The sequence below is a fragment of the Methylibium rhizosphaerae genome (genome assembly GCF_006386545.1).
GTDB classification, from domain to species: domain Bacteria; phylum Pseudomonadota; class Gammaproteobacteria; order Burkholderiales; family Burkholderiaceae_C; genus Pseudorivibacter; species Pseudorivibacter rhizosphaerae.
Map to the genome: position 1 here is coordinate 61,871 of NZ_SWAR01000026.1, position 24,647 is coordinate 86,517.

General features: G+C 70.3%; 24 protein-coding genes and 1 pseudogene. 16 read left to right on the top strand and 9 right to left on the bottom strand.

Features of this window, described 5'->3' with window-relative positions; translation table 11 throughout:
* Nucleotides 1-22: 22 nt before the first annotated feature.
* Nucleotides 23-2,695 (top strand): winged helix-turn-helix domain-containing protein, encoded by a 2,673-nt coding sequence (locus E8D38_RS18300; RefSeq protein ID WP_140634143.1) that lies wholly within the window; start codon nt 23-25, stop codon nt 2,693-2,695.
* A 137-nt stretch (nt 2,696-2,832) separates the two neighbouring features.
* On the top strand, nt 2,833-4,467 hold the full coding sequence (locus tag E8D38_RS18305) for a hypothetical protein (protein WP_140634145.1): 1,635 nt from the start codon (nt 2,833-2,835) through the stop codon (nt 4,465-4,467).
* Nucleotides 4,468-4,491: 24 nt separating this feature from the next.
* Here E8D38_RS18305 and E8D38_RS18310 read toward each other — a convergent pair whose 3' ends face one another.
* The 6 genes and pseudogenes from E8D38_RS18310 to E8D38_RS29355 all read right to left on the bottom strand — a co-directional run.
* On the bottom strand, nt 4,492-5,838 hold the full coding sequence (locus E8D38_RS18310; protein WP_140634147.1) for a class-II fumarase/aspartase family protein: 1,347 nt from the start codon (nt 5,836-5,838) through the stop codon (nt 4,492-4,494).
* A gap of 45 nt (nt 5,839-5,883) precedes the next feature.
* Nucleotides 5,884-6,702, bottom strand: a complete 819-nt coding sequence (locus E8D38_RS18315) for an HpcH/HpaI aldolase/citrate lyase family protein (RefSeq protein WP_140634149.1) — start codon at nt 6,700-6,702, stop codon at nt 5,884-5,886.
* Nucleotides 6,699-7,892, bottom strand: coding sequence for a CaiB/BaiF CoA transferase family protein (locus tag E8D38_RS18320; RefSeq protein WP_140634151.1), 1,194 nt, complete (start codon nt 7,890-7,892; stop codon nt 6,699-6,701). Before E8D38_RS18320 ends, E8D38_RS18315 begins: the two co-directional genes overlap by 4 nt.
* 4 nt (nt 7,893-7,896) lie before the next feature.
* Entirely contained in the window at nt 7,897-8,754 is an 858-nt protein-coding gene (locus E8D38_RS18325; RefSeq protein ID WP_140634153.1) for an HTD2 family dehydratase, read from the bottom strand.
* 18 nt (nt 8,755-8,772) lie between these two features.
* On the bottom strand, nt 8,773-9,732 hold the full coding sequence (locus tag E8D38_RS29350; RefSeq protein ID WP_425462791.1) for a tripartite tricarboxylate transporter substrate binding protein: 960 nt from the start codon (nt 9,730-9,732) through the stop codon (nt 8,773-8,775).
* Between the two features lie 135 nt (nt 9,733-9,867).
* A pseudogene (locus E8D38_RS29355) lies at nt 9,868-10,866 on the bottom strand (4-oxalomesaconate tautomerase); the annotation flags it as partial.
* A 90-nt stretch (nt 10,867-10,956) separates the two neighbouring features.
* On the opposite strand from E8D38_RS29355, the gene E8D38_RS18335 reads away from it, so the two are divergent.
* The 7 genes from E8D38_RS18335 to E8D38_RS28355 all read left to right on the top strand — a co-directional run bounded on the left by E8D38_RS18335 (nt 10,957) and on the right by E8D38_RS28355 (nt 15,124).
* Nucleotides 10,957-11,868 carry a LysR family transcriptional regulator gene (locus tag E8D38_RS18335; RefSeq protein ID WP_140634158.1) on the top strand — a complete coding sequence of 304 codons (912 nt, stop codon included), beginning with the start codon at nt 10,957-10,959 and terminating at the stop codon, nt 11,866-11,868.
* Nucleotides 11,869-11,897: 29 nt separating this feature from the next.
* Nucleotides 11,898-13,121, top strand: coding sequence for an esterase/lipase family protein (locus E8D38_RS18340; protein WP_140634160.1), 1,224 nt, complete (start codon nt 11,898-11,900; stop codon nt 13,119-13,121).
* A 95-nt stretch (nt 13,122-13,216) separates the two neighbouring features.
* A complete protein-coding gene (locus tag E8D38_RS18345; protein ID WP_140634162.1) occupies nt 13,217-13,531 on the top strand; it encodes an ArsR/SmtB family transcription factor in 315 nt (104 codons plus the stop codon).
* Nucleotides 13,532-13,533: 2 nt separating this feature from the next.
* On the top strand, nt 13,534-14,010 hold the full coding sequence (locus E8D38_RS18350; RefSeq protein ID WP_140634164.1) for an SRPBCC family protein: 477 nt from the start codon (nt 13,534-13,536) through the stop codon (nt 14,008-14,010).
* Nucleotides 14,011-14,020: 10 nt separating this feature from the next.
* Nucleotides 14,021-14,437, top strand: coding sequence for a GFA family protein (locus tag E8D38_RS18355; protein WP_140634166.1), 417 nt, complete (start codon nt 14,021-14,023; stop codon nt 14,435-14,437).
* A gap of 310 nt (nt 14,438-14,747) precedes the next feature.
* Nucleotides 14,748-14,969, top strand: a complete 222-nt coding sequence (locus E8D38_RS18360; RefSeq protein WP_140634168.1) for a hypothetical protein — start codon at nt 14,748-14,750, stop codon at nt 14,967-14,969.
* A complete protein-coding gene (locus tag E8D38_RS28355) occupies nt 14,954-15,124 on the top strand; it encodes a hypothetical protein (RefSeq protein ID WP_181179232.1) in 171 nt (56 codons plus the stop codon). The genes E8D38_RS18360 and E8D38_RS28355 overlap by 16 nt, the downstream gene beginning before the upstream one ends.
* Nucleotides 15,125-15,142: 18 nt before the next feature.
* Here the strand turns inward: E8D38_RS28355 and E8D38_RS18365 are convergent, their stop codons facing one another.
* On the bottom strand, nt 15,143-15,673 hold the full coding sequence (locus tag E8D38_RS18365) for a gamma carbonic anhydrase family protein (RefSeq protein WP_140634170.1): 531 nt from the start codon (nt 15,671-15,673) through the stop codon (nt 15,143-15,145).
* A gap of 31 nt (nt 15,674-15,704) precedes the next feature.
* Nucleotides 15,705-16,595, bottom strand: coding sequence for a LysR substrate-binding domain-containing protein (locus E8D38_RS18370; protein WP_140634172.1), 891 nt, complete (start codon nt 16,593-16,595; stop codon nt 15,705-15,707).
* A gap of 150 nt (nt 16,596-16,745) precedes the next feature.
* Between E8D38_RS18370 and E8D38_RS18375 the strand changes: the two genes are divergently transcribed.
* The 7 genes from E8D38_RS18375 to E8D38_RS18405 all read left to right on the top strand — a co-directional run bounded on the left by E8D38_RS18375 (nt 16,746) and on the right by E8D38_RS18405 (nt 22,764).
* Nucleotides 16,746-17,495 (top strand): SDR family NAD(P)-dependent oxidoreductase, encoded by a 750-nt coding sequence (locus E8D38_RS18375; protein WP_140634174.1) that lies wholly within the window; start codon nt 16,746-16,748, stop codon nt 17,493-17,495.
* A 47-nt stretch (nt 17,496-17,542) separates the two neighbouring features.
* A complete protein-coding gene (locus E8D38_RS18380; protein ID WP_140634176.1) occupies nt 17,543-18,541 on the top strand; it encodes a TRAP transporter substrate-binding protein in 999 nt (332 codons plus the stop codon).
* Nucleotides 18,542-18,577: 36 nt separating this feature from the next.
* A complete protein-coding gene (locus tag E8D38_RS18385; protein WP_140634178.1) occupies nt 18,578-19,093 on the top strand; it encodes a TRAP transporter small permease in 516 nt (171 codons plus the stop codon).
* A gap of 28 nt (nt 19,094-19,121) precedes the next feature.
* A complete protein-coding gene (locus tag E8D38_RS18390) occupies nt 19,122-20,381 on the top strand; it encodes a TRAP transporter large permease (protein ID WP_140634180.1) in 1,260 nt (419 codons plus the stop codon).
* Nucleotides 20,382-20,416: 35 nt separating this feature from the next.
* A complete protein-coding gene (locus E8D38_RS18395; protein ID WP_140634182.1) occupies nt 20,417-21,274 on the top strand; it encodes a transketolase in 858 nt (285 codons plus the stop codon).
* Nucleotides 21,271-22,278: a transketolase family protein gene (locus tag E8D38_RS18400; RefSeq protein WP_140634184.1), complete on the top strand. Its 1,008-nt coding sequence runs from the start codon at nt 21,271-21,273 to the stop codon at nt 22,276-22,278. Before E8D38_RS18395 ends, E8D38_RS18400 begins: the two co-directional genes overlap by 4 nt.
* Nucleotides 22,279-22,410: 132 nt before the next feature.
* Nucleotides 22,411-22,764 (top strand): molybdopterin-binding protein, encoded by a 354-nt coding sequence (locus E8D38_RS18405; protein ID WP_181179234.1) that lies wholly within the window; start codon nt 22,411-22,413, stop codon nt 22,762-22,764.
* Here E8D38_RS18405 and E8D38_RS18410 read toward each other — a convergent pair.
* Nucleotides 22,729-24,402, bottom strand: a complete 1,674-nt coding sequence (locus E8D38_RS18410) for a GMC family oxidoreductase (protein WP_140634188.1) — start codon at nt 24,400-24,402, stop codon at nt 22,729-22,731. The genes E8D38_RS18405 and E8D38_RS18410 overlap by 36 nt on opposite strands.
* Between the last annotated feature and the right edge of the window lie 245 nt (nt 24,403-24,647).

A 24,647-nucleotide genomic window follows, 5' to 3' on the forward strand; every position in this document is an offset into this window, starting at 1 on the left:
TCCGCTCGCCCGCGACGCAGAGATGAAGACCGAGCCACCGCTGCTGGCCCTTTCGAGCGTCACGCGCCCTGCCCTGATGGCGCGGCTGGACGCTGCCTCCAAGCTGCGGCTGGTGGTGGTGGCCGCTCCGGCCGGCTCCGGCAAGACGACGCTGCTCACCCAGTGGTTCCGCCACAGCCGGCAGCGCCGGCTGGCGGTGTGGCTTTCAGTGGAAGGGCCGGAAGCGCCGGTGGGGCCGAGGGCCCTGGCCGCCCGGCTGCTCGCCGGCCTGGCAGAGGCCGACCCGCAGTCCCCGGGCTTGCCGGCACAGGACGGCCCGGAGCAGGCCCTGGCGGCCCTGCTCGCCCAGCGCGGCGGCGACCTGCTGTTCGTCATCGACGACTTCCATCGTGTGCAGGACCCGCAGTGCCTGCGGCTGGTGGATGCGCTGCTGGCCGCTTCGGCACCTGGCGTGCACTGGGTGCTGGCCGGGCGCTGCCTGCCGGGTCTGCACCTGTCGGCATGGCGGCTGCGCGACCAGCTGGAGGTGCTCGACGGCGGCGACCTCGCCTTCGATGCCGCACAGGTGGTCCAGCTGGGCCGCAAGCTGATGGACGAGCCGCCCGGCCGGGCCCAGGCCGAGCACCTGATCGACACCACGCTCGGATGGGCGGCGGGCGTGAAGCTCGGCCTGCTGGCGATGGCGCGCCGCCACGGGGCGCCGGCGGCCCCCGAGGCCGACTTCGACGGAGCGCATGTGGAGGTGGCCACCTACCTGGACGGCGAGGTGCTGCGCGAGCAGCCGCCGCGGCTGCAGGACTTCCTGGTGGCCACCAGCGTGGTCGAGCTCATGACCGGCGAGCTGTGCGACGCGCTGCTGGCCCGCGACGGCTCGCAGGCCGTGCTGGAACAGCTCGAGCGCGCCCAGCTGTTCGTGACCGCGCAGGACAACCACGGCCTCGCCTTCCGCTACCACCCGCTGTTCCACGACTTCCTGCGCAGCCGCCTCGCCGCCGACCCGGCGCGCAAGCGGGTGCTGCACGAGCGCGCGAGCCGCTGGTACGCGGGGCAGCAGCGCTTTGCCGAGGCGCTGCCGCATGCCTTCGCCGGCGGCCGGCCGGGCTGGTGCGCCGAGCTGATGGAGCGTGCCGCGCAACGCTGGCAGGAGGTGGGCGACATCGCCGAGGTGGTGCGCTGGTGCGAGAAGCTGCCGCGCGAGCAGTTCGCGACCCGGCCCGCACTCGGCTTGAGCTATGCCACCTGCCTGACCCTGAGCCGCCGCTTCGACCAGGCCCGCGCGATGCTGCGCCTGCTGGAGCAGGCGCATGGCCGCACCGGCGTGCCATCGGCCTTCCAGCTGCGCACGCTGCAGCAGATCCTGCAGGTGCTGAGCGGCGACCCCGACGCCCTGCCCGAGGACGCCCCGATGGCAGACGACGGCGACGCCGAGGCCGGCCTGCGCGGCCTGCAGCTGGTGAGCCGGGCCTATGCCATGTTCTGCCGCAACCGCTTCGACGCCGCATGGCGCCAGGCCATGCGCGCCAGGGAGATCCTTGCGCCGATGAGCCCCTACGGGGTGGGCTATGCCAGCAGCGTGCTGGCCCTGGTGGAGCGCGCCAAGGGCGACTTCGGCTCGGCGGCGCGCCGGGTCGAGCAGCTGTGGGCCGGCGCCCGCAACGGCCCGCGCAATGCCGCCTGGGCCAATGCCGCCACCGCGCTGGCCCTGGTGCGCTACGAAACCAACCGCCTGGCCGAGGCCCGCAGCCTTTGCGAGGAGGTGCTGCCGCTGCTGGAAGCCGGCGGCACCTACGAAACGCTTGCCACGGCCACCCGCACGCTGGCGCGCGTGCGCGCGGCCGACGGCGACCATGAAGGCGCGATGCGCCTGCTCGATTTCCTGCATGGGGTGCTCGAAGGCAGCCGCGAGCGGCGCTTTGCGGCGCAGGTGTGCGCCGACAAGGTGCGCCTGTGGCTCGCGATGGGTGAGCACGCCCAGGCGCGCCGCTGCGCCGCGGAATTCGGCGTGCACGACGCCTCGGAATGGTCGGAGCCGCGCCCCTACGACGAAGCCTGGGAGCGGCGCGGCATGGCGCTGGCGGCCATCCTGTCGCACGAATGGCGGCACAACGAGGCGCGTGCCGTGCTCGAGCAGTTGCGCGACAGCGCCCAGGCCGCCGGCCACATGCTGCGGCTGCACGCGGTGGAGGCGGCGCTGGCCAGCTGCCTGTGGGATGCGGGAGCCCGGGACGAGGCGCTGCGCTGCCTGCACCAGTCGCTGGTGCGGGCGCGCGGGCATGCGCCCTCGCGCAGCTGGTTCGACGACAACCCGCGCTTCCACCAGGTGCTGGTGGCCGCGCTGGAGGTGCCGCAGATGCGGCGGCTCATGCCCGAGCGGGTGCTGCGGGTGTTCGGTGCGGCGCTGGGGCGTGGCGACGCCAGGGCCGCCGCCGGCGCGGCCGACGCACTGACCGCGCGCGAACTCGAAGTGCTGATGCTGCTCGCCCAGGGCCTCACCAACCAGCAGATCAGCACCCGCGCCCAGATCTCGCTCACCACGGTGAAGTGGCATGTGAAGAACATCTTCGGCAAGCTGGGCGCGAGCACGCGCGTGGGCGCGGTGGTGCGGGCGCGGGAGCTGAAGCTGATCGACTGGGAGCAGCACAAGACGCCGGCTCCTGCGGGCCGGGCGCCGTCCCGCCCGGCCCCACGCGGTTGAACGCCGCCACCGTTCAAGCCTGAAAAACCGCTGTTCAACCGGCCCGCACTGCAGCCTGCCAGGCTGGCGGCACCACCCGCCGCGCGGTTCGACAACCATGTCGCCTCCAAGTTCGAACAGCACTTCAGGAGGAAGCCATGACCACAGGAAGGATCTCGCGATTCAGGGCGGCGCTGTGCGCCTGGGCAGCACCATGCCTGATGCTCGCCGCATGCGGCGGGTCATCGCCGGACGAGCATGCGCAGGCCGCAGGCGCCCAGCAGGCCAAGGAGTCGCTCGCCGCATCCGCCCCTGCCGTTTCATACGAGCGCAGCTTCGTCATCACCGACCGGCAGGTGCTCGACAGGATCGCGCCCGACTTCAAGCTGGGTGCCTTGCTGTATGCGGTGAGCCGCAACCTGAACCAGCTGGCGCTGGACCACCCGGACTGGGGCAAGGAGCAGCGCGACCCGAAGTTCTTCGCCCTGCACCCGTTCAAGGGAGGCGCGCGCGACGTGGACACGCACAACGCGCTGAGCGCGGACGACCCGGACGTCTCCAAGGTCGGCACCGTGCCGGTCATCTACAACACCTTCCGGAACATGATCCTGGCCGACGGCGCCTTCGACCCCGACCGGGGCATCGAGCCGTTCCGCCTGATCGCGGTGGTGAACCGGCTGGACCTGGCCGGCGACTTCGACATGCGCGGCGGCGGCATCCTCGGCGGCGCGGAACGCCGGTGGTTCGGCGAGGCACGCCTCGTGTTTGCGGTGGACCGCACGCTGCCCGACGGCTCGCCGGTGCCGATGACGATCTCGGCGGAATACCGGCTGCCGGCCCTGAAGAGAGGCGCCAACGGCGCGATCACCCTGGACAACGGCTTCGTGTTTGCCAACGGCCCGGTCGATGAAGAGGACTGGCGCCAGCGCCGCCAGTTGTGGGCCCAGGTGTGGCAGGAGCTGTCGGCCCACCCGCTGAACTCGCCGGAGTACGTCGCGCTGCTGCGCAACATCCTGAGCTGGACGGCCTACGGCGTGCGATTCGACCGCGCCCTCATCAATGCCAGCACCAATGCCTCGCACAACCTGGCATTCCGCACCGGCGAGCGGGTCCGCGTCGGCCTGGGCGCCGGCGGCGACCAGCAAGGCGGACCGACCGATGAATTCGAGTACCGCGAGTTCTACCTGAACGACAACTGGATGCTGAGCACCCGCAAGCTCAGGCGCGAACCGTTCGACTGCGCCAGCCGGTCGGTCACGCTCGCCGATCGCATCGCGGAGGAATGGTGGAGCAGCACCCAGTCGATGGCATGGCGCTACACGCTGGGCGAGCGCAACCTCGCAGACGCCGAGCTCGCCGAGCTGAAGGCGATCTGCGGCAGGCTGCCCTACGACCAGGTGGACGACAACGGCGACACGCAGCTGCGGGCCAAGTTCGCGCGGTTCACCGCGGCCAGCGTCTGGCGCACGAGAAGGTCGCTGAGCGAAGCCCAGGTCCACAGCTTCGCGCTCGGCAGCTGCACCGGCTGCCATGCAGGTGAAACCGGCACGCAGGGATTCCACATCGCCCCGGCGCCGGCCGGCCAGCCTGCGCGGCTGTCGCCCTTCCTGTCGCCGCAACAACAGCCCGTGACCAGCACGCCGCGCGGCACGCCGTACAGCTACGACGAACCAGGACGGCGCATGCGGCTGGTGGCCCGCTTTGCCGACGGCGACACGAACATGGCCGACGAACCGCTGCTCTACGACATCGGCTGCAAGCACGTGGACGTGCCGTGCAGGCCACAGCCGTAGGCGCGCGCGCACGATCTTCCGGCCTCAGCCCATGCGTTCGAGCACCCGATCGACCATGACACCCGACTGCCCCAGGTAGTTGGCCGGGTCGAGCATGCGTTCGAGCTCGGCCCGGCCGACGTGGCGGCGGATCTCCGGGTGCGCTTCCAGCAGGTCGATCAGGGGCGTGCGCTTCGCCAGCGATTCGCGGCACAGGTCGTACACCAGGTCGTGCGCGTATTCGCGGCCGATGTAGGGGCCCAGGCCCATCATCACCGCCTCGCTCATCACCAGGCCGCCGGTCATCTCGATGTTGCGCATCATCGCGCCCGCATCCACCTCCAGCCCTTCGAGCACCGCGCGCGACTGCTTCAGGGCCCCCGCGATCAGGCAGAAGGCTTCCGGCAGCACGATCCACTCGATCTCCCACGGGCCGGTCGAGCGCTCGTGGTCGGCGACCATGGCGTCCATCAGCGCGGCGGCATGCTGGCGCACGACGCTGATGGCGGCGTGGATGTAGCAGCTGGCGATCGGGTTGCGCTTCTGCGGCATGGTGCTGCTGCTGCCGCGGCCGTGGTGGTAGGGCTCGAACACCTCGGCGACTTCGGTCTGCATCATCAGCTTGACGTCCATGCTGAGCTTGCCGAGCGTGCCGCCGATGAGGCCCAGCAGCGCGCCGGTCTCGGCGATGTTGTCGCGGATGGTGTGCCAGGCGATGGTGGGCTGCTGGAGGCCCAGTTCGGCGCACAGGCCGGCCTGCGTTTCCATCGCGCCGGTTTGCAGCGAGGCCAGCGTGCCGGCGGCGCCCGCGAACTCGCCGACCAGCACCCGCTCCTTCAATTGCGCCAGGCGCTCGCGATGCCGCAGGATCGCCGACAGCAGGCCGGCCATCTTGTAGCCGAAGGTGACCGGGATGGCCTGCTGCAGGTTGCTGCGGCCGATGACCGGCGTGAGACGGTGCTCCTTCGCCAGCCTGGCCATCGCACGGGCAATGGCTTCCAGCTCGCCGTCCACCAGCGCCAGCGCCTCGCGGATCTGCAGCACGGTGGCGGTGTCGGTGATGTCCTGGGTGGTGGCGCCCCAGTGGACGAACTCGCCGAGCTTGTCGCGGCACAGCTGGTTGATCTGCGTCACCACGCCGAGGATGGGGTAGCCGATGCGCTCGGTCTGCTGGCGCAGCCGTGCCATGTCGATCTCCTCGATGCGGCAGTGGCTCACGATCTCCTCGGCCGCCTCCTTCGGGATGATGCCGAGCCGCCCCTGCACGATCGCGAGGGCCCGCTCGATCTCGACGTACTTGGCGGTGCGGTTCTCGTCGCTCCACACATGCCGCATCGCGTCGGTGGTGAAGATGCCCTGGAAGATGGACGAGTCGATGATGGAAGCGGCCATGGTTGTTCCTTTGCGGGACGTGTGTCGGGGTTGCGTGGTACTGGCTCAGGCGCTGCGCAGCACGAGGCGGCGGGCACGTTCGATGACCGGCTTGTCGACCATGCGGCCGTCGACCTGCACTACCCCGGCGCCCGCCGCCTCGGCCGCGGCCAGCACCCGGTGCGCCCAGGCCAGCTCGTCAGCGCTCGGCGCCAGCAGCGCATGCACAGGCGCGACCTGCTTCGGGTGGATGCACAACTTGGCGCCAAAGCCATGCGCCCGGGCGCGTTCCATGTCGGCGCGCAGCCGGGCCTCGTCGTCGATGGCCACCGTGACGCCGGCCACCGGCGGCAGCAGGCCCGCGGCACGCGAGGCGAGCGCGATCCTGGCGGCGGCGAAGTCGAGGCCAACGGTGGCCGCGAGCGGGCCTTGGAGGTCCATGTCGAGCGCGAAGTCGACGGTGCCGAAGACCAGCCGCGCCACGCCCTGCGTCGCCGCCAGCGCTTCGGCCGCCAGCACGCCGCGCGCGCTTTCGATGAGCGGCAGCACCGCGATGCCGGGGCAAACCGAACGCAGGATGTCGAGGCTGGCCGCGCGCTCGGCCTTGGGCAGCATCACCGCCCGGGCGCCACCTTCGCGCAGCATGGCGAGGTCGGCCTCGAACCAGGGCGTCGCCTCGTCGTTGATGCGAACCACGATCCTTTCGGGCTGCTGCGCCTGTGCGAGCAGTGCCGCGACCGCCTCGCGTGCCGCCTGCTTGGCCGGCGGCGCCACCGCATCTTCCAGGTCGACCACCACCGCGTCGGCACCGCTTTCCAGCGCCTTGCCGAAACGTTCTGGCCGGTCGCCAGGCACGAACAGGTAGCTGCGCGGTGCGTTGTTCATATGGCTTGCGCCTCCCGCAGCGCGGCGAGGCCCGCCGCATCGACGCCCAGCTCGGCCAGGATCGACTCGGTGTGGGCGCCGAGTGCCGGCACCGGCTCGAGCACCGGGTCGCCGTCGTCCCAGGAGCCGGGCGGCAGCAGCGCCGGCAGCGGCCCGGCCGGCGAGTCGACCTCGCGCCAGCGGCCACGGGCCTTCAGCTGTTCATGCGCCCAGAGCCCCGCCATGTCGTTGACCTGCGCGCTGGCGATCTGCGCCTCCTCGATGCGCTGCTGCACCTGCTCGGCCGACAGCGATGCAAAGGCCTCCACGATCAGCGCGCGCAAGGCCTCGCGGTGCGCCGTGCGCTTCGCATTGCCGGCGAAGCGTTCGTCATCGGCCAGCTCGGGCCGCCGCAGCACCTTGGTGCAGAACTGCAGCCATTCGCGTTCGTTCTGCAGCCCGAGCATCACCGTCTTGCCGTCGCCCGCCGGGAACGGGCCGTAAGGGTAGATGGTGGCGTGCGCAGCCCCTGCCCTGGGCGGCGGCGGCGCGCCGTCCAACGCGTAGTACATGGGGTAGCCCATCCACTCGCCCATGGCCTCCAGCATCGAGATGTCGATGCGGCGGCCGCGGCCGTCGATATTGCGTTGCAGGAGCGCGGCGAGGATGTTGGTGTAGGCATACATGCCGGCCGCGATGTCGGCGATGGACAGGCCGGCCTTGCACGGCTCGTCGGGCGTGCCGGTGATCGACACGAAACCGGACTCGCTCTGGATCAGCAGGTCGTAGGCCTTCTTGTCGCGGTAGGGGCCGGGGTTCACGGCGTCGTCGCCGTAGCCCGAGATGTCGCACACGATGAGGTCGGGCCGGCGCGCCTTCAGCGCCTCGAACGAAACCCCGAGGCGCGCCGCCGCGCCCGGCGCGAGGTTCTGCACCACCACGTCGGCCTTGTCGACGATCAGCCGCACCAGCAGCTCGGCCGCCTGCGGATGCTTGACGTCCAGCGTCAGGCTCTCCTTGCTGCGGTTGGTCCACACGAAATGCGACGCGAGACCCCGGACGCGCTGGTCGTAGCCGCGCGCGAAGTCGCCCACGCCAGGGCGCTCGATCTTGATGACGCGCGCGCCCAGGTCGGCGAGCTGGCGCGTGCAGAACGGCGCGGCGATCGCATGTTCGAGGGTGACGACGGTGATGCCCTGCAGCGGTCTCATCGGCTCAGTCCTTCAGGGTGGCGGTGGCGTCCATGGTCAGCCAGCCTTCATGGTCCTGCGCCCACAGCCTCACCTGCGAGCCCTCGCGGCGGCCGTTGACACGCAACGGGTGCAGGTCGAAGGTGGGCCGCACCGCCTTGAACCGGAAGCCCGTCACCTGGGCGTCGGGCTGGTGGCGGCGCAGCAGGTCCATCAGCAGCGTGGCAATCAGCGGTCCGTGCACGATGAGGCCCGGGTAGCCTTCGACCTCGGTCACGTACCGGCGGTCGTAGTGGATGCGATGGCCGTTGAAGGTGAGCGCCGAGTAGCGGAACAGCAGCACGTCGTCGGGAACGATCTCGCGCTGCCAGGGCGCGCCGGTGTCGGCCGGCTGCGGCGGTGGCTCGACGTCGCCCGGCCGCCGGGCCTCCCGGTACACGATGTCGTGGAACTCCACGATGGCCGGCTCCGCGGCTGCATTGCACCGCACTTCATGGCGCACCTTCACGAACACCAGGGGGCCGGTGCGGCCCTGCTTGAGGGTGACGTCGTCGATGCACGACCTGCGCTCGACCGCATCGCCCACCCGCACCGGCGCGCGGAACTCGAACTGGCTGCCGGCCCACATGCGCCGCGGCAGGGGCACCGGCGGCAGGAAACCGCCGCGCCGGGCGTGGCCGTCGGCGCCAATGTCGCTTTGCCGGTGCAGCGGCAGGAAGTACAGCCAGTGCCACAGCGGCGGCAGCGGCGTGCCGGCCGGCACTTCGATGGCCGGATGGTCGAGCGTCGCGTTCAGGGCCTTCACCGGCGTGGCGCCGATGTGGTCTTGCACGGTCTCGCTGCGGCCGATCCAGGCCTGCAGGTCGTCGAGGGAGGTGTTCATCAGCGCACTCCGGGTGGATCAATCGGCCGTCAGCCTGGCACGCTGCACCACCCCTTTCCACTTCGCGATCTCGCTCTTCACCAGCGCGCCGAACTGCTCGGGGGTGCTGGTCTCCACGTCGGCCCCATGGTCCTCGATGCGCTTGACGATGTCCTTGTCGGCCAGCACCTGGTTCAGGGCCTTGTTGAGCTGGTCGATGATCGGCTTGGGTGTCTTGGCCGGCGCGAAGAAGCCATACCACTGCTGCACCTCCACACCCTCCACGCCGGCTTCCTTCAAGGTCGGCACGTCGGGCAGCAGCGCCGAGCGTTTCGGCCCGGCCACCGCCAGCGCGCGCAGCTTGCCGGCCTTCACGTGCGGCAGGGCGGTGAACAGGCTCGGGAACATGAACTGCGTCTGGCCGCTGATGGTGTCGGTGACGGCCGGCGCCGAGCCCTTGTACGGCGCCCCGAGCATCACGACGCCTGCACTGAGCTTGAACAGCTCGGCCGCGTAGTGCGGCGCCGTGCCGTTGCCGGCCGAGGCGTAGGCGTACTTGTCGGGCTTGGCCTTCAGCTGCGCCACCAGGTCCTTCACGTCCTTCACCGGCACGGTCGCGTTGGCCACCATGAGCGTCGGCGAATAGCCCACCAGGCCGATGGGCGCGAAGTCGTTGACCGGGTCGTAGCGCAGCTTCTGCAGCGCCGGATTCATGGCGTGGGTGGCGATGTAGCCGAACATCAGCGTGTGGCCGTCGGCCGGTGCACGGGCGACGAACTCGCTGGCGATCGCTCCGTTGGCGCCGGCCCGGTTGTCGACGATGATCGTCTGACCGAGCAGCGGGCCCAGCTTCTGGGCAATGGTGCGTGCCATCGCGTCGTTGCCGCCGCCGGCGGCGGTGGGCACGACCACGGTGATGGCCTTGTCCGGGTAGGCCATTGCCAGGGGAGTGCTGGCGGCCATTGCCGCGGCCACGGCGGGAGCGATCAGGCGCTTCATGGGTTTGTCTCCTTCCAGGGGGGGCGTCGTCGCCTCGGGGAGGTTCGGCGGCAACGGTTTCGAGAACACGTAAGGCGGGATGTGCAGCTCGCCTTGCAGGATCTTGCGGGCGGTGCGAACCAGCGCGGCGCGTTCGATGCGGGCGTCGGCACCGGCACCTTCGATGGTCACTTCGACGTCGATGCGGCCTTGCGGATGCAGCACCGAGATGGCACGCGTGCCGCCGGCGGCCTCGGCACCGCTGACCACCGTGCCCGGCAGCGCAAAGGCCGTGGCCACGCCGATCGCACCGGTCACCGCATGCGAGGCATGGCAGCGGCGCGGCGTGAAATAGCGGGAGGTGATGCTGTTGTCGTCGTCGCCGTCGCTGGCGATCACCGGCTTGGGAATCACGCTGCCGGACACGTCGCCCAGGCCCATGGCGCGGCCGGCGGCACAACGAATGGCCTCGATGCGCGCCATCAGCGGCAGGTCGGCGTCCAGCGCCGCCGGGGCCTCGCGGCCGGTCAGGCCGAGGTCGCGCGCCCGCAGGATCACCAGCGGCATGGCGGCGTCGATGCAGGTCACCTCGAGCCCGTCCACGATGTCGATGCGGCGCCCGGTCGGGAACACCGAGCCGGTGACCGCCCCCCAGGCGTCGAGGAAGTTCAGGCGGATGGCGGCTGCCGTGCCGGCAACGCCGTCGATGCCGGTGTCGCCGTCGTACACGACGCGCCCGCCCGGCGTCTGCACCGTCACGTCGATGCGCGAGCCGGTGTTGACGTTGAAGACCCGCACCGTCGTTTCGCCATCGCAGGCCGCCACCAGCCCCTGCTCGATGGCAAAGGGCGCCACGCCCGAGAGCATGTTGCCGCAGTTGGGCCGCGTGTCCACCGACTGCTGGCCGACGCCGACCTGCGCGAACAGGTAGTCCACATCGCAGCCGGGCTGCGACGACTTCGAGACGATGGCGACCTTGCTGGTCAGCGTGCTGCCGCCGCCCAGGCCGTCCACCTGCAGCAGGTCGGAGGCGCCGATCGCGCCGATGAGCGCCTGGTCCCGCTCGGTTTCGTCCTGCGGCAACCATTCGCGCAGGAAGAACGGGCCACGGGAGGTGCCGGCACGCATCAGGACGCAGGGGATGGCTTGTGTCATGGCTTCATCTTCGGCGCCGGCATTTCCTTTGTGAATTGCATCTTTGATATCAATTGATCCACACTCAGCATCAATTGACCGGAGCCCTCCATGGCCATCAACTTCGACCTGAACGACCTGCTGGCCTTTCGCGCGGTGGCCGAGCTGAGCAACTTCCGCAAGGCTGCCGAGCAGGTGCACCTGTCGCAGCCGGCGTTCAGCCGCCGCATCGACAAGCTGGAACAGGCGCTGGGCGTGCGGCTGCTCGAGCGCACCACCCGACGGGTCACGCTGACCGCGGTGGGCCGCGACTTCGAGCGCAAGGTGCGCGAACTGCTCGACGAACTGGACTCCACCCTGCTGGGCATCCGCGGCGTGGCCGCCACCCGCATGGGCGAGGTCACGGTGGCCTGCGTGCCCTCGACGGTGTACTACTACCTCTCGGAGGTGATCCGCCGCTACCACGAGCGCTGCCCGAAGGTGCGGGTCAAGGTGCTCGACGCCGGCGCCAACGAGGTGCTGGCGTCGGTGGCGCGCGGCGAGGCCGACTTCGGGCTCAACTTCATCGGCGCCCAGGAAGGCGACCTGGAGTTCAAGCCGCTGGTCGAGGAGCGTTTCGTCGCCGCCTGCCGCCGAGACCACCCGGTGGCGAAGCTGCGCCGGGTGAGCTGGGCGCAGCTCAGCCAGCACGACTTCATCTCGGTGGGCCGCACGTCGGGCAACCGGGTGCTGCTCGACCAGGCACTGGCCGGCCTGGCCGGGCGGCCGCAGGCGATCTACGAGGCGCAGCACGTGACCACGACGCTGGGCCTGGTGGAGGCCGGCCTCGGCGTGGCCGCCGTGCCGGCGATGGCCATGCCCGGGCCGGAGCATCCGCTGCTGGTGAGCGTGCCGCTGGTCGACCCGGTGGTCACCCGCATGGTCGGGCTGATCCGCCGGCGGGGGCGCGCCCTGTCACCGGCGGCGCAGCAGCTGTTCGACCTGTTCGGAGAGGTCAAGGGGCGCGCGAAGCGCACCGGATGACTGCCACCAGCCCTGTGCCACACTGGCCCATGGCACAACCGCTCCTGCAAGCCGCCGATCTGCGAGGCGCCGCGCGCCTGACCACCGATGCAGTGGCGGGCCTCGCCAGCCTGGTCGAGGCGATGCATGCGGGCATCATCAACCCTCCACGACCGCGGGGCTCCGCAGGCGCCGCACCCGCGGCTGAACGCACCCGCGGCCTCACCGGCCTGGTGTACGAGACGGTGCGCGGCGTCACACGTCTGGTGGGCGGCAGCGCCGAGGCCTTGCTCGGCTGGCTGGCGCCCGTGCTGCTCGCTTCGGACCCGCGCCAGGCGCCCCGCCCCGAGCGGGAAGCGGTGGTGGCAGCGCTCAATGGCGTGCTGGGCGACCACCTCGCCGCCACTGACAACCCGCTGGCCATCACGATGGCGTTCCGGCGTGCCGGCCTGCCCTTGCCGCTCGAACGCCCGGCGCTGCGTTCCGGCCTGGGCGGTGCATCCCCCCGTCTGCTGGTGCTGCTCCACGGCCTGTGCATGAACGACCTGCAGTGGCAGCGCTCGGGCCACGACCATGGCGAGGCGCTGGCGCGCGAGCTGGGCTACACGCCGGTCTACCTCCACTACAACAGCGGCCTGAGCGTATCCACCAACGGCCGCATCCTGGCGCAGCTGATGGAGCGGCTGTACGACGCCTGGCCGGTCGAGGTGGAGCGTCTGGTCATGGTGGGCCACAGCATGGGCGGCCTGGTCGCACGCAGCGCCATCCACCATGGCGCATTGCTCCAGCGCGGCGGGCTGCGCTGGCCGGCCCGCGTGAACGACCTGGTCTGCCTCGGAACGCCGCACCAGGGCGCCGCCCTCGAACGGGCCGGACACGGCATCGACCTGCTGCTCGGCGCCGCGCCTTATGCAGCGCCGCTGGCGCGCCTGGGCAAGGTGCGCAGCGCGGGCATCAAGGACCTTCGGCAAGGCAACATCGTGAGCGGCCCGGCGACGCACGACGGCCGCGATCCATGCCCGCACGTCGGCCTGCCAACCGGCACCCGCTGCTTCGCCATCGCGGCGAGCCTCGGCCCGCAGGCCGGCAACCTGAAGTCCCGGCTGCTGGGTGACGGATTGGTCTCGGTGGCCAGTGCGCTGGGCCGCCATCGCAGCCCCGGCCGCCGCCTTGCCTTTGCGCCGCAGCGGCAGGCAGTGGTTCGTGACACGGGCCACCTCGACCTCTTGTCCAGCCCCGAGGTGTACCGCCTGCTGCGGCAGTGGCTGGCCTGACGGCCACGACCTGACACCGGGCCCCTCGATGGGCCGGCCGATTTGACATGCAGGCATTTGCCTGCATATCATGCCTTCACGCATTCACCGGACAGATGGACGAAGACAAGGTTTTCAAGGCACTGGCCGACCCCACGCGCAGGCGGCTGCTCGACCTGCTGTACGAGCGCAACGGGCAGACGCTGGGCGAGCTGTGCGAGCACCTCGACATGGCGCGGCAATCGGCCACGCAGCACCTCGGGCTGCTCGAGGCGGCCAACCTGGTGAGCACCGTGTGGCGCGGCCGCGAGAAGCTGCACTTCATCAACCCGGTGCCGCTGCACGAGGTCTACGAGCGGTGGGTGCGCAAGTTCGAACGTCAGCGGCTCAGCCTGCTGCACGACCTGAAGAAGGAACTGGAAGGAAAGTGACCATGACCACAGAGCAGACCAGCTTCGTCTACGTGACCTACATCCGCTCGACGCCCGAGAAGGTGTTCGAGGCCCTCATCCGACCCGAGATCGCGCGGCACTATTGGGGCCACGAGAACGTGTCCGACTGGCAGCCCGGATCGACCTGGCAGCATGTGCGCGCCGACGAGCAGCGCACCGTGCAGGTGGTGGGCAAGGTGGTCGAGTCGTCGCCGCCCACGCGCCTGGTCATCAGCTGGGCCAGCCCGTCCAAGGCGGACGACCCGGCCAGCTACAGCCGGGTGAGCTTCGACATCACCGCCTACGACGAGATGGTGCGGCTTACCGTGACGCACGACGAGCTGCAGGCCGGCAGCCCGATGGCGCGCGGCATCCAGCAGGGCTGGCCGATCGTGCTGTCGAGCCTGAAGTCGCTGCTCGAAACGGGCCGGGGCATTGACGTCTTCGCCAAGCCCAAGTCGGCCTTGCAGGCAGCCTGAGGGAGCTGCCATGACCCGCACCTACAGCGGCGGATGCGCCTGCGGCGCCGTCCGCTACAGCACCCGGCATGCACCCATCTTCCAGAACCATTGCCAGTGCCGCGACTGCCAGCGGCGCAGCGGCACCGGGCACGGCTCCTACCTCACTTTTCCGGCGCGCGCCGAGATGGCGATCACCGGCGAGACCACCCATTGGGAGATCGCGGCCGACAGCGGCAACGTGAAGTCCCACGCCTTCTGCCCGGTGTGCGGCACGCCGGTGTTGCTGAGCTTTGCCGCGTCGCCCGATCTGATCGCGGTGCATGCGGGCAGCCTGGACGACCCTGGCCTATTCGCGCCGCAGGCCCTCACCTACAGCATCCGCGGGCCGAAGTGGGACGCGATGGATCCCTCGGTGCCGGCCTTCGAGCGGATGCCGAACGCCTGACGGCTCTTCGGCTCCCGCTGCAGCGGCGACCGCGGCGACGGCTTCGCTGAAGCCCGCGCGAGCTTCGTGAGTTTCGCGTCAGGCTTTCGTCACCGCTCGAGCATGTCACGCAGCGGCTTCCTCTGTAGATTTGCCGCTGTTCGTCATGCAGCACCCGCTTTCGCATCGACGCCCATGGCGCCGCTGCACCCGGGTCCCAATCACAGCCATGCCTTGCTCGACCATCATCCGCACACGCCGGCGCCCTGCCGATTCGTCGATCGGCAGGCGCCGATCGCGCGCCCCACGGCCGGTCAATGAAACGCGCGTCATGGAGCACAGCACCGCCGAGTTGCGCGAGGTGGTCCAGCGCCTGGCGAAACACGACCTGGCCGTCTCGCTCGAGCTGAAGGCCGCGGTGGGCATGCTCTATCAGGTGGCACGCCTGTCGGAGCTGGCCACGGAACACGGCAACAGCGCGGCGGCGGTGTCCCACCTCGGGGCCCTCACCGTGCATCTCGAATCGGTGTGTACGCGATGGTGCGCTGGCTAGCCTGGGGGCTGCTCGCCTCGGGGGCGCTCTCCCTCCTGGCGGCCGTGGCCACCTCCGAGACATACAGGGGCTGGCGGCACCGGCGCCGCATCGCGGAGCTGCTCGACCGGCATGCGAGCACGGTCAACTTCGACGAAGGCGCCAGCCGCTTGTAGCTGCGCCGCCGCCATGGGTCAGCCGGCCGCGTGGTTGTCCTTCACCCTCACATAGTGTTCCGCCGAGTACCGCAGGTAGGCGATCTCGTCGGCCGTGAGTTCGCGCACCGCGACCGCCGGCCGGCCCATGTAGAGCCAGCCGCTCTTCAGGTGCTTGCCCGGCGTGACCAGGCTGCCCGCGCCGACCATGACGCGGGCGTCGATCACCACGTCGTCCATCACGATGGTGCCCATGCCGATCAGGCATTCGTCGCCGATGGTGCAGCCGTGCAGGATGGCCGAATGCCCGATGGTCACGTGGCTGCCGATGAGGAGCGGGCTGCCTTCGGGCTTGCCCAGATGCTTGTGGGACACGTGTCCCATCGCGAAGTCCTGGATGTTGGTGCACTCGCCGATCACGATGCGATTCACGTCGCCGCGAAGGACGGTGTTGCACCACACCGAGCTGTCGGCGCCGATGTGGACGTCGCCGATGACCTGGGCCGAGGGGTGGACGAAAACGCTGGGATCGATTTCGGGGCGTGCAGACAGGTAGGGCGACAGCGGCATGGTGTTCGAGTGAAGGATGGCGCGCCGCACTTTACCGGCTACCCTTGGCCGCCTCTCGGTGCAGCCAGGCGAGGAAAGCCTCCACGGGCGGCCGCCTCGCATGCCGCGCCGGATACACCGCGAAGTGGGCCTTCAGGCGGATGGCGCGATCGAGGCCGAACACCGGCTTGAGCTTGCCCTCGGCCAGGTGCCGGCCCGCGATGGTGGCGCTTTCGAGGGCCACGCCCAGGCCCTGCGTCGCCGCGTCCAGCGACATCTGCGCCCGGTCGAAACGCACCGCGAAGCGCTCGGGAGCCCGCCTGTCCGAAAAGGCGGCAAACCAGTCGGGCCACTGCACCACGCTCACGTTGCTCTGGATGAGCGGCACCTCGAGCAGGCGTTCGGGGCGCCGCAGCCGGTGCTCGCGGATGAAGGCCGGGCTCGCCAGCGGCACGATGCGCTCCTCGAACAGCGGCTCGACCACGAGGTCCGGCCATTGCGGCACGCCATAGCGGATGTCGATGTCGGCCTGGCCGAGCGCGAAGTCGCTGTGCGTGTGCGCCGCCGACAGGTTCAGCGCGATGTCGGGGTGGGCCTCGGCGAACGCGCGCAGGCGCGGCATCAGCCACAGGCTCGCGATGCTGGGCGCCGAATGCACGTACAGGCTGTTGCTCATGCCCTGGCGCAGGTCTTCAGTGGCGGCCGTGATGGCCGCGAGCGCACCGCCCACGCGGGACAGGTACTGCTCGCCGGCCGCGCTGAGCCTCACGCCGTGAGCGCTGCGCTCGAGCAGCCGCATGCCGAGCTGCGACTCCAGCCGGGCCACCTGGTGGCTGATGGCCGAGGCGGTGAGGTGCAGCTCGGCTGCGGCCAGCGCAAAGCTGCGGCGGCGTGCCACCGCTTCGAAGGCCAGCAGGTTGGCAATGGGCGGGACGGAAGCCATGGGGACAACCCTCGCGTCAGATGACGGATCGTCATCTTAGGTTGAGAAGACTTCGCTTGTCGTCATGGCGGGCGGCGCCGAAGATCTGCTCGCACCCCACGAAACCCACGAACCCAACGCCGCAAAGCGTTCACCAGGAGAGCCCGCCACATGCTGCTCAAGGACAAGGTCGCCGTGATCACCGGCGCCGCCGGCCCCAACGGCCTCGGATTCGCAACCGCCCGCCTGATGGCGGCCCACGGAGCGCGCGTGGCGGTGCTCGACCTGCCGCGGGCCGAGCCGGCGCAGGCCGCCGCCCAGCTCGGTGCCGGCCACCTGGGGATCGAGGCCGACGTGACCGACAAGGCCTCCTGCGAGGCCGCCGTCGCCGCGGTGCTGAAAGCCTTCGGCCGCCTCGACGTGCTGGTCAACAACGCCGGCATCACCCAGCCGCGCAAGACCGTCGAGATCACCGCGCAGGACTACGACGCGGTGCTCGACGTCAGCCTGCGCGGCACGCTGCTCATGTCGCAGGCCGTCATCCCGGTGATGCAGGCGCAGCGCGGCGGCTCCATCGTCTGCATCTCCTCGGTGTCGGCGCAAAGAGGCGGCGGCATCCTGGGCGGTCCGCACTATTCGGCCGCCAAGGCCGGCGTGCTGGGCCTGGCCCGTGCCATGGCGCGCGAGCTGGGGGCCGATGCCATCCGCGTCAATGCCGTCACGCCGGGTCTGATCGCCACCGACATCAGCAAAGGCAAGCTCACCGAGGAGCGCAAGGCCGAGATCGCCCAGACCATTCCGCTGGCGCGCCTGGGCGAAGCCGGCGACGTGGCCGGCGCCTGCCTGTTCCTGGCCAGCGACCTGTCGGCCTACTGCACCGGCATCACGCTCGACGTGAACGGCGGCATGTTGATCCACTGACCGCTGCCGCCGGAGCACCGCACCCACACACCAAGAGGAGACGAGACATGCAACGCAAGACCTTCACCCATGCCGTGCTGGCCCTCGCCGCCGGCGCCCTCTTACCGCTGGCCGTGCAGGCGCAGGCGGTGAAGCTCACGCTCGGCCACGGCGCGGCGCCCGGCAACCCGCGCCATGAGGCGGCCTTGAAGTTCGCCGAGGTGGCCAAGGCCAGGAGCGGCGGCCGCATCCAGGTGCAGGTGGCGCCGTCCGCCCAGCTGGGCGACGACGCCGCCATGCTCACCGCCTTGCGCACCGGCGCACTCGACCTGTCGGCCAATTCGCAGGGCGCGGTGTCGGCCGCCGTGCCCGAATACGCCGCCTACGGCATGCCCTTCCTGTTCGCGAACTCGGCCCAGGCCTTCCGGCTGCTCGACGGCCCGCTCGGCAAGGAGCTCGCCGACAAGTCGGCCGACAAGGGCCTCGTGGTGCTGGGCTACTGGGACAACGGCATCCGCCACATGACCAACAGCAAGCGCCCGATCACCAAGGTGGAGGACATGAAGGGCCTGAAGATGCGCACCCCGCCCGACGCGGTGCTGGTGGACATCATGCAGGCGCTGGGCGCCGAGGCGCAGCAGATCAAGTTCGCCGAGCTGTACGTGGCGCTCCAGCAGGGGGTGGTCGACGGGCAGGAGAACCCGCTGATGAACATCCACGCCAGCAAGCTGTACGAGGTGCAGAAGCACCTGGCGCTCACCAGCCACATGTTCCAGATGACGCCCTTCCTGATGAGCAAGCGCAGCTGGGACCGCCTGTCCGACGCCGACCGCAAGGCGGTCACGGAAGCGGCCGCGGAAGCCACCACGCTGCAGCGCAGGCTGTCGCAGGAGTCGGACGACAAGACGCTCGCCGACCTCAAGGCCAAGGGGGTGCAGGTCACGACGGTGGACAAGGCCGCCTTCGAGAAGGCCACCGCCCCGGTGACCGAGAAGTGGCTGGCCCTGCCGATCGGCCCGTACGTGAAGAAGGTCGTGGCCGCAGCCCGCGCCGGCGCCGCCAGGTAGGAGCGCCTGCCTCGCCCCTGCCCTGTGGAGACTGCCATGAATGTTGTCGAACGCTGCGTCATCGGCCTGTGCCGCATGGTGCTGTGGCTGAGCACGGCGGTGATCTTCGTGATCCTGGCGGCCAACACCGTGCTGCGCTATGCCACCGGCACCAGCCTGCAGTGGGCCAACGAGGTGCCCGAGCTGCTGTTCCCCTGGCTGGTGATGGCCGGCGTGGTGCTCGCCGCCGCGCACGGCGCCCACATCACCACCACCTTCCTGATGGACGCGCTGCCCGCGGCATTGCGTCGAGCCGCAGCGGTGCTGGGCTGGCTGGTGGTGGCGGGCCTGTACGCCACCCTGTCATGGGCCACCTTCCGCATGCTGGACATCGTGCACGACGAGAAGTCGCCCATCCTGCAGGTGCCCGGCTCCATCACCTACGGCTGCGTGATGGCCGGCATGGCGCTGCTCGCGGTGCTGGCGCTGCAGTCGGCCTGGACCGCCTGGCACGCGCGGCCTGCGGTCGAGACACACCCGGGCGAGCCGCACGTACCTGTCGCCCACTGGTGATGCAACGCCACGCCCCCAGGAGATCGCCATGAGCCTCGTCATCCTGTTCGTGTTCCTCGGCGCGGCGGTCATCGCCATGCCGATCGCCCATGCCCTGCTGGCGGCCGCCCTGGCCGCCGCCGCCAGCACCGACCGGGTGCCGCTGGACCTGCTGGTGCAGCAGATGGTGGCCCAGGTGCAGAGCTTCCCGCTCATCGCCATTCCGTTCTTCATGCTCACCGGCACGCTGATGATGGGCGGCCGGCTCGGCGAGGCGCTGGTGGGTGTGCTGTCGACGCTGATCGGCCGCTTCCACGGCGGGCCGGCCCAGGTGGGCGTGCTGTCGTCCACCCTGTTCGGCGGCGTGTCGGGTTCCGCGGTGGCGGACGCCTCGGCCATCGGCTCGCTGCTCATCCCCTGGCACAAGCGCCTGGGCTACCCGGCGGCGTTTTCCGCCGCCACGCTGGCCGCCGCGGCCACCATCGACATCCTCATCCCGCCGTCGATTCCGATGATCCTGTTCGCGCTCACGTCCAACGCCTCCATCGCGTCGTTGTTCGTGGCCGGCGTGCTGCCGGGCTTCCTGATGTGCGGCGGCTTCATGGCCATGTGCTGGTGGGTCGGCCGGCGCCGCAACTTCCCGCGCGACACGGCGGCGTTCGACGGCTCGGCCTTCCGCCGGCACCTGCTGTATGCGTCGCCCGCGGTGCTGCTGCCGGTGCTCATCATCGTGTTCCTGCGGTTCGGCATCGCCACGCCGACCGAGGTGGCGGTGCTCTCCACGCTCTATGCCGGACTGGTGTCGGCGCTGGTGTACCGAGACCTGTCGTGGAAGCGGCTGAACGATGCAATCCAGCATGCTGGCCTCGCCACCGGCGTGGTGCTGCTGGTCATCATGGCCTCGGCCGCCATCGGCTGGCTGCTCACCTACGACCAGATGCCGCAGGGCATCGCCCGATGGGTGCAGGACAACGTGCATGCCGCCTGGCTGGTGATCCTGCTGATGAACCTGCTGATGCTGTTCCTCGGCATGTTCATCGACCTGCCTGCCGCCGTGCTGCTGCTCACGCCGGTGTTCGTGCCGCTGGCCCAGAGCATCGGCATGGACATGACCCAGCTCGGGATCATGATGGTGGTGAACCTCGCCATCGGCCTGTACACGCCGCCGGTGGGCACCACGCTGTTCATCACCAGCGCGCTCGCCCGGGTCAAGGTCGGGCAGACGGTGCGTGAGCTCGGCCCCTTCTATCTCGTCGCGTTCGGCGTGCTGGCACTCGTGTCCTACGTGCCCGCCAGCATCCTGCGCTGACGCCTCGCGAACCCCTTCGTTGCAGGAGAACCTTCATGACGACCACCCCCGCCGCGCTGGCCGAGCTGGCCCAGTGCGCCTACCGCATCCGGCGCCTGGCGCTGCGCATGGGCGAGGTGCAGGGCCAGGGCTATGTCGGCCAGGCGCTCGGCTATGCCGACGTGCTGGCCGTGGCCTACGGCCATGCGCTGAAGCTGCGGCCCGACGACCCGGCATGGGAAGGCCGCGACCGCTTCCTGCTGTCGCACGGCCACTACGCCATCGCCTTCTACGCCGCCCTCATCGAGGCGGGCATCGTGCCGGAGAGCGAACTCGAGACCTACGGCAGCGACGACTCGCGCCTGCCGATGTCGGGCATGGCCACCTACACGCCCGGCATGGAAATCTCGGGCGGCTCGCTGGGCCAGGGCCTGCCCATCGCGGTGGGCATGGCACTGGGCCTGCGGCACAAGGGCAACCCGGCCTTCGTCTACAACTCCATGTCCGACGGCGAGCTCGACGAGGGCTCCACCTGGGAGGCGGCCCTGGCGGCCGCGCACCACGGCCTTTCCAACCTTGTCTGCCTGGTGGACGTCAACAACCAGCAGGCCGACGGCCCTTCGAGCAAGGTGCTGGGCTTCGAGCCGCTGGCCGAAAAGTGGGCCGCCTTCGGCTGGCATGTGCAGCGGGTGGACGGCAACGACCTGCCGGCCGTGCTGCAGGCCTTCGACACCGCACGCTCGCTCCCTGAAGCCAGGCCGCGCGTGATCCTGTTCGACACGCTCATGGGCAAGGGCGTGCCCTTCCTGGAGCAGCGCGAGAAGAACCACTTCATCCGGGTCGACCCGCCCGAATGGCAGCAGGCCATCGAGGTGCTCGACCGGGCCCGGCAGACCGAAGGAGCACACGCATGAACACCGCCGTCGCACACAAGAAGCCTCGCCTCAGGACCTCGGCCATGATCGCCTCGATCGCCGCCGAAGGGCAGCGGGTGAAGGCGGCGCCGTTCGGCAAGGCGCTGGTGGACTACGCCGCATCGCACCCCGAGGTGGTGGGCCTCACCGCCGACCTGGCGAAGTACACCGACCTGCACCTGTTCGCGCAGGCCTTTCCAGAACGCTTCTTCCAGATGGGCATGGCCGAGCAGCTGCTGATGGGCGCAGCCGGCGGCCTGGCCAAGGAAGGGCTGGTGCCGTTTGCCACCACCTATGCGGTGTTCGGCACGCGCCGCGCCTACGACTTCATCCACCAGGTGATCGCCGAGGAGAACCTCGACGTCAAGATCTGCTGCGCCCTGCCCGGCCTCACCACCGGCTACGGCCCCAGCCACCAGGCCACCGAGGACCTGGCGATGATGCGCGGCATTCCGGACCTCACCATCGTGGACCCGTGCGACGCGCTCGACACCGAGCAGGCCGTGCCGCAGATCGCGGCGCACAAGGGCCCGGTCTACATGCGCCTGCTGCGCGGCAACGTGCCGCTGGTGCTCGACGAATACGACTACCGCTTCGAGCTCGGCAAGGCGAAGCTGCTGCGCGACGACGCCGACGTGCTCGTGATTTCCAGCGGCATCCTCACCATGCGGGCGCTGGAGGTGGCGCAGGACCTGGCGGCCGACAACATCGGTGTCGCCGTGCTGCATTGCCCCACCATCAAGCCGCTGGACGAGGTGGCCATCGTCGAGGCGGTGCGCTACAGGCACCGGCTGGTGGTGGTGGCCGAAAACCACTCGGTGGTGGGCGGCCTGGGCGAGGCGGTGGCGAGCACGCTGCTGCGGCACCGGGTGCAGCCCGCCGGCTTCCAGCTCGCGGGGCTGCCCGACGCCTTTCTCGATGCCGGCGCCCTGCCGACGCTGCACGACCGCTACGGCATCAGCCGCACGGCCCTGGGTGGCCGCATCAAGGCCTGGCTCGACTGAGCCCGCGAAGCGCGCGCCTCAAGTGCGCAATGCCGGTGGGGCTATCCGGCGCGGCATAGGCTTGCGCCCATGTTTGCCCGGCACTTGCACCGATCGACGAGTCGCAGACGCACTCTGCGTGCGGCGTCGGCAGTGCTGGCCGCGCTGGCGCTGCTGGTCGCGGGGGCGGCCGCCGCCGCGCAGATCGGCATCGTCACGCCCGGCGCGCAGGAGACGCTGCACGACAACGCCGGCAACGTCGAAGTGCGGGTGGCCGCGGCACCAGAGCCGGCGCGCGGCGAGTCGGTCGAGGTCTGGCTCGACGGCCGGCTGGCCGCCCGCGGCGCGCAGACCGACTTCAGCCTCGGCGGCGTCGAGCGCGGCGAACACACGCTGCAGGTCCGGCTGGTCGACCGCGACGGCCGCACGCTCGCCGTGTCCGAGCCGCTGACGTTCCACGTCTGGCAGGCGTCACGCCTGTTCCCGAACCGGCGCGGCGCGCGCTGAGCGGGCCTCCTCACGCACCCAGCCGGCGGCCTTCTCCGCCATCATCAGCGTCGGGCTGTTGGTGTTGCCGCTGGTGATGGTGGGCATCGCACCCGCATCCACCACCCGCAAGGCCGACACGCCGCGCACCCGCAGCCGTGAATCGAGCACCGCCATCGGGTCGCCGTCGGCGCCCATCTTGGTGGTGCCCACCGGGTGGAAGATGGTCGTGGCGATGTCGCCGGCCAGGCGCGCCAGGTCTTCGTCGCTTTCGTACTGCGGCCCCGGCTTCCATTCCTCGGGCCGGTATCTCGCCAGCGCCGGCTGGGCCGCGATGCGGCGCGTCACCCGCAGCGAGTCGGCGGCGACCTTGCGGTCTTCGCCGGTGCTCAGGTAGTTGGGTGCGATGGCCGGCGCGTCCTCGAAACGCGGGCTGCGGATGCGCACCGTGCCGCGGCTGGTCGGGTTGAGGTTGCACACGCTCGCGGTGAAGGCCGGGAAGCGGTGCAGCGGCTCGCCGAAGGCGTCGAGCGACAGCGGCTGCACGTGGTACTGGATGTTGGGCCAGGCATATTGCGCCGAGCTGCGGGTGAAGGCGCCCAGCTGCGAAGGCGCCATGCTCATCGGGCCGCTGCGGCGCCACAGGTATTCGAGCGCAATGCGGGCCTTGCCCAGCATCGAGGACGCCAGCACGTTCAGCGTGGGCGCCCCCTGCACCTTGTAGACGGCGCGGATCTGCAGGTGGTCCTGCAGGTTCTCGCCGACGCCGGGCAGGTCGGCCACCACGCCGATGCCGTGGCGGCGCAGCAGCGCCGCGGGGCCGATGCCGGACAGCTGCAGGATCTGCGGCGAGCCGATGCTGCCGGCGCACAGGATCACCTCGCGGCTGGCGAACGCGTCCACCATCTGCCGGCCGTCCCAGACGCGCACGCCGGTGCAGCGCGGGCGGCCGTCGCCGCTGCCGGTGCTGTCGAACAGCAGCCGGGTCACGCGGGCATGCACCCACAGCGTGAAGTTCGGCCGCGCATAGCAGGTCGGCCGCAGGAAGGCCTTGGCGGAGTTCCAGCGCCAGCCGCCGCGCTGGTTGACCTGGAAGTAGCCCACGCCTTCGTTGTCGCCCCGGTTGAAGTCGGCGCTGGCCGGCACGCCGGCCTGCTGCGCAGCCAGCGCGAACGCGTCGAGGATGTCCCAGCGCAGGCGCTGCTTCTCCACCCGCCATTCACCGCCCGCGCCATGCAGCTCGTCGGCCCCGAGGTAGTGGTCCTCGTGCTGCTTGAAGGCCGGCAGCACGTGGCTCCAGCGCCAGGTGTCGTCGCCGGTGAGCTGCGCCCACTGCTCGTAGTCGCGCGCCTGGCCGCGCATGTAGATCATGCCGTTGATGCTGGAGCAGCCGCCCAGCGTCTTGCCGCGCGGGTAGCGCAGCGAACGGCCGTTCAGGCCGGCGTCGGGCTCGGTCTGGTAGAGCCAGTCGGTGCGCGGGTTGCCGATGCAGTAGAGGTAGCCCACCGGCACGTGGATCCAGGGGTGGCTGTCGCGCCCGCCCGCCTCCACCAGCAGGACGCGCCGGTTCGCGTCCTGGCTGAGGCGGTTGCACATCAGCGCCCCGGCCGTGCCGCCGCCGATGACGATGTAGTCGTAGGTGTTGTCGTGCTGGTTCAAGTCGTCTCTCTCTCGCTCTGCTGCTTCAGACCACCGGAGCCCTTCGATACCTCAGGGCGAACGGACGGGTCGGTATGCGGCGAAGTAGCCGGCCCCTAGGCCGGCTCGTCGGTCACTTCGTAAAACGGGGCCCCGTCTGTGCCGCCTGCGCAGCGTCGCGGCCCGAGGGTTGCCGCGAAGCGGTCGAGCAAAGCTGTCTGAGCTCCGAAGCCGCAGGCTGAGGGCGAGTTCTTTGCTCGCCCTCG

Bases quoted from the DNA above. Each gene is read 5' to 3' on its own strand.
- E8D38_RS18300 (WP_140634143.1), top strand. From the start codon at position 23: ATGAAGACCGAGCCACCGCTGCTGGCCCTTTCGAGCGTCACGCGCCCT.
- E8D38_RS18305 (WP_140634145.1), top strand. From the start codon at position 2,833: ATGACCACAGGAAGGATCTCGCGATTCAGGGCGGCGCTGTGCGCCTGG.
- E8D38_RS18310 (WP_140634147.1), bottom strand. From the start codon at position 5,838: ATGGCCGCTTCCATCATCGACTCGTCCATCTTCCAGGGCATCTTCACC.
- E8D38_RS18315 (WP_140634149.1), bottom strand. From the start codon at position 6,702: ATGAACAACGCACCGCGCAGCTACCTGTTCGTGCCTGGCGACCGGCCA.
- E8D38_RS18320 (WP_140634151.1), bottom strand. From the start codon at position 7,892: ATGAGACCGCTGCAGGGCATCACCGTCGTCACCCTCGAACATGCGATC.
- E8D38_RS18325 (WP_140634153.1), bottom strand. From the start codon at position 8,754: ATGAACACCTCCCTCGACGACCTGCAGGCCTGGATCGGCCGCAGCGAG.
- E8D38_RS29350 (WP_425462791.1), bottom strand. From the start codon at position 9,732: ATGAAGCGCCTGATCGCTCCCGCCGTGGCCGCGGCAATGGCCGCCAGC.
- E8D38_RS18335 (WP_140634158.1), top strand. From the start codon at position 10,957: ATGGCCATCAACTTCGACCTGAACGACCTGCTGGCCTTTCGCGCGGTG.
- E8D38_RS18340 (WP_140634160.1), top strand. From the start codon at position 11,898: ATGGCACAACCGCTCCTGCAAGCCGCCGATCTGCGAGGCGCCGCGCGC.
- E8D38_RS18345 (WP_140634162.1), top strand. From the start codon at position 13,217: ATGGACGAAGACAAGGTTTTCAAGGCACTGGCCGACCCCACGCGCAGG.
- E8D38_RS18350 (WP_140634164.1), top strand. From the start codon at position 13,534: ATGACCACAGAGCAGACCAGCTTCGTCTACGTGACCTACATCCGCTCG.
- E8D38_RS18355 (WP_140634166.1), top strand. From the start codon at position 14,021: ATGACCCGCACCTACAGCGGCGGATGCGCCTGCGGCGCCGTCCGCTAC.
- E8D38_RS18360 (WP_140634168.1), top strand. From the start codon at position 14,748: ATGGAGCACAGCACCGCCGAGTTGCGCGAGGTGGTCCAGCGCCTGGCG.
- E8D38_RS28355 (WP_181179232.1), top strand. From the start codon at position 14,954: ATGGTGCGCTGGCTAGCCTGGGGGCTGCTCGCCTCGGGGGCGCTCTCC.
- E8D38_RS18365 (WP_140634170.1), bottom strand. From the start codon at position 15,673: ATGCCGCTGTCGCCCTACCTGTCTGCACGCCCCGAAATCGATCCCAGC.
- E8D38_RS18370 (WP_140634172.1), bottom strand. From the start codon at position 16,595: ATGGCTTCCGTCCCGCCCATTGCCAACCTGCTGGCCTTCGAAGCGGTG.
- E8D38_RS18375 (WP_140634174.1), top strand. From the start codon at position 16,746: ATGCTGCTCAAGGACAAGGTCGCCGTGATCACCGGCGCCGCCGGCCCC.
- E8D38_RS18380 (WP_140634176.1), top strand. From the start codon at position 17,543: ATGCAACGCAAGACCTTCACCCATGCCGTGCTGGCCCTCGCCGCCGGC.
- E8D38_RS18385 (WP_140634178.1), top strand. From the start codon at position 18,578: ATGAATGTTGTCGAACGCTGCGTCATCGGCCTGTGCCGCATGGTGCTG.
- E8D38_RS18390 (WP_140634180.1), top strand. From the start codon at position 19,122: ATGAGCCTCGTCATCCTGTTCGTGTTCCTCGGCGCGGCGGTCATCGCC.
- E8D38_RS18395 (WP_140634182.1), top strand. From the start codon at position 20,417: ATGACGACCACCCCCGCCGCGCTGGCCGAGCTGGCCCAGTGCGCCTAC.
- E8D38_RS18400 (WP_140634184.1), top strand. From the start codon at position 21,271: ATGAACACCGCCGTCGCACACAAGAAGCCTCGCCTCAGGACCTCGGCC.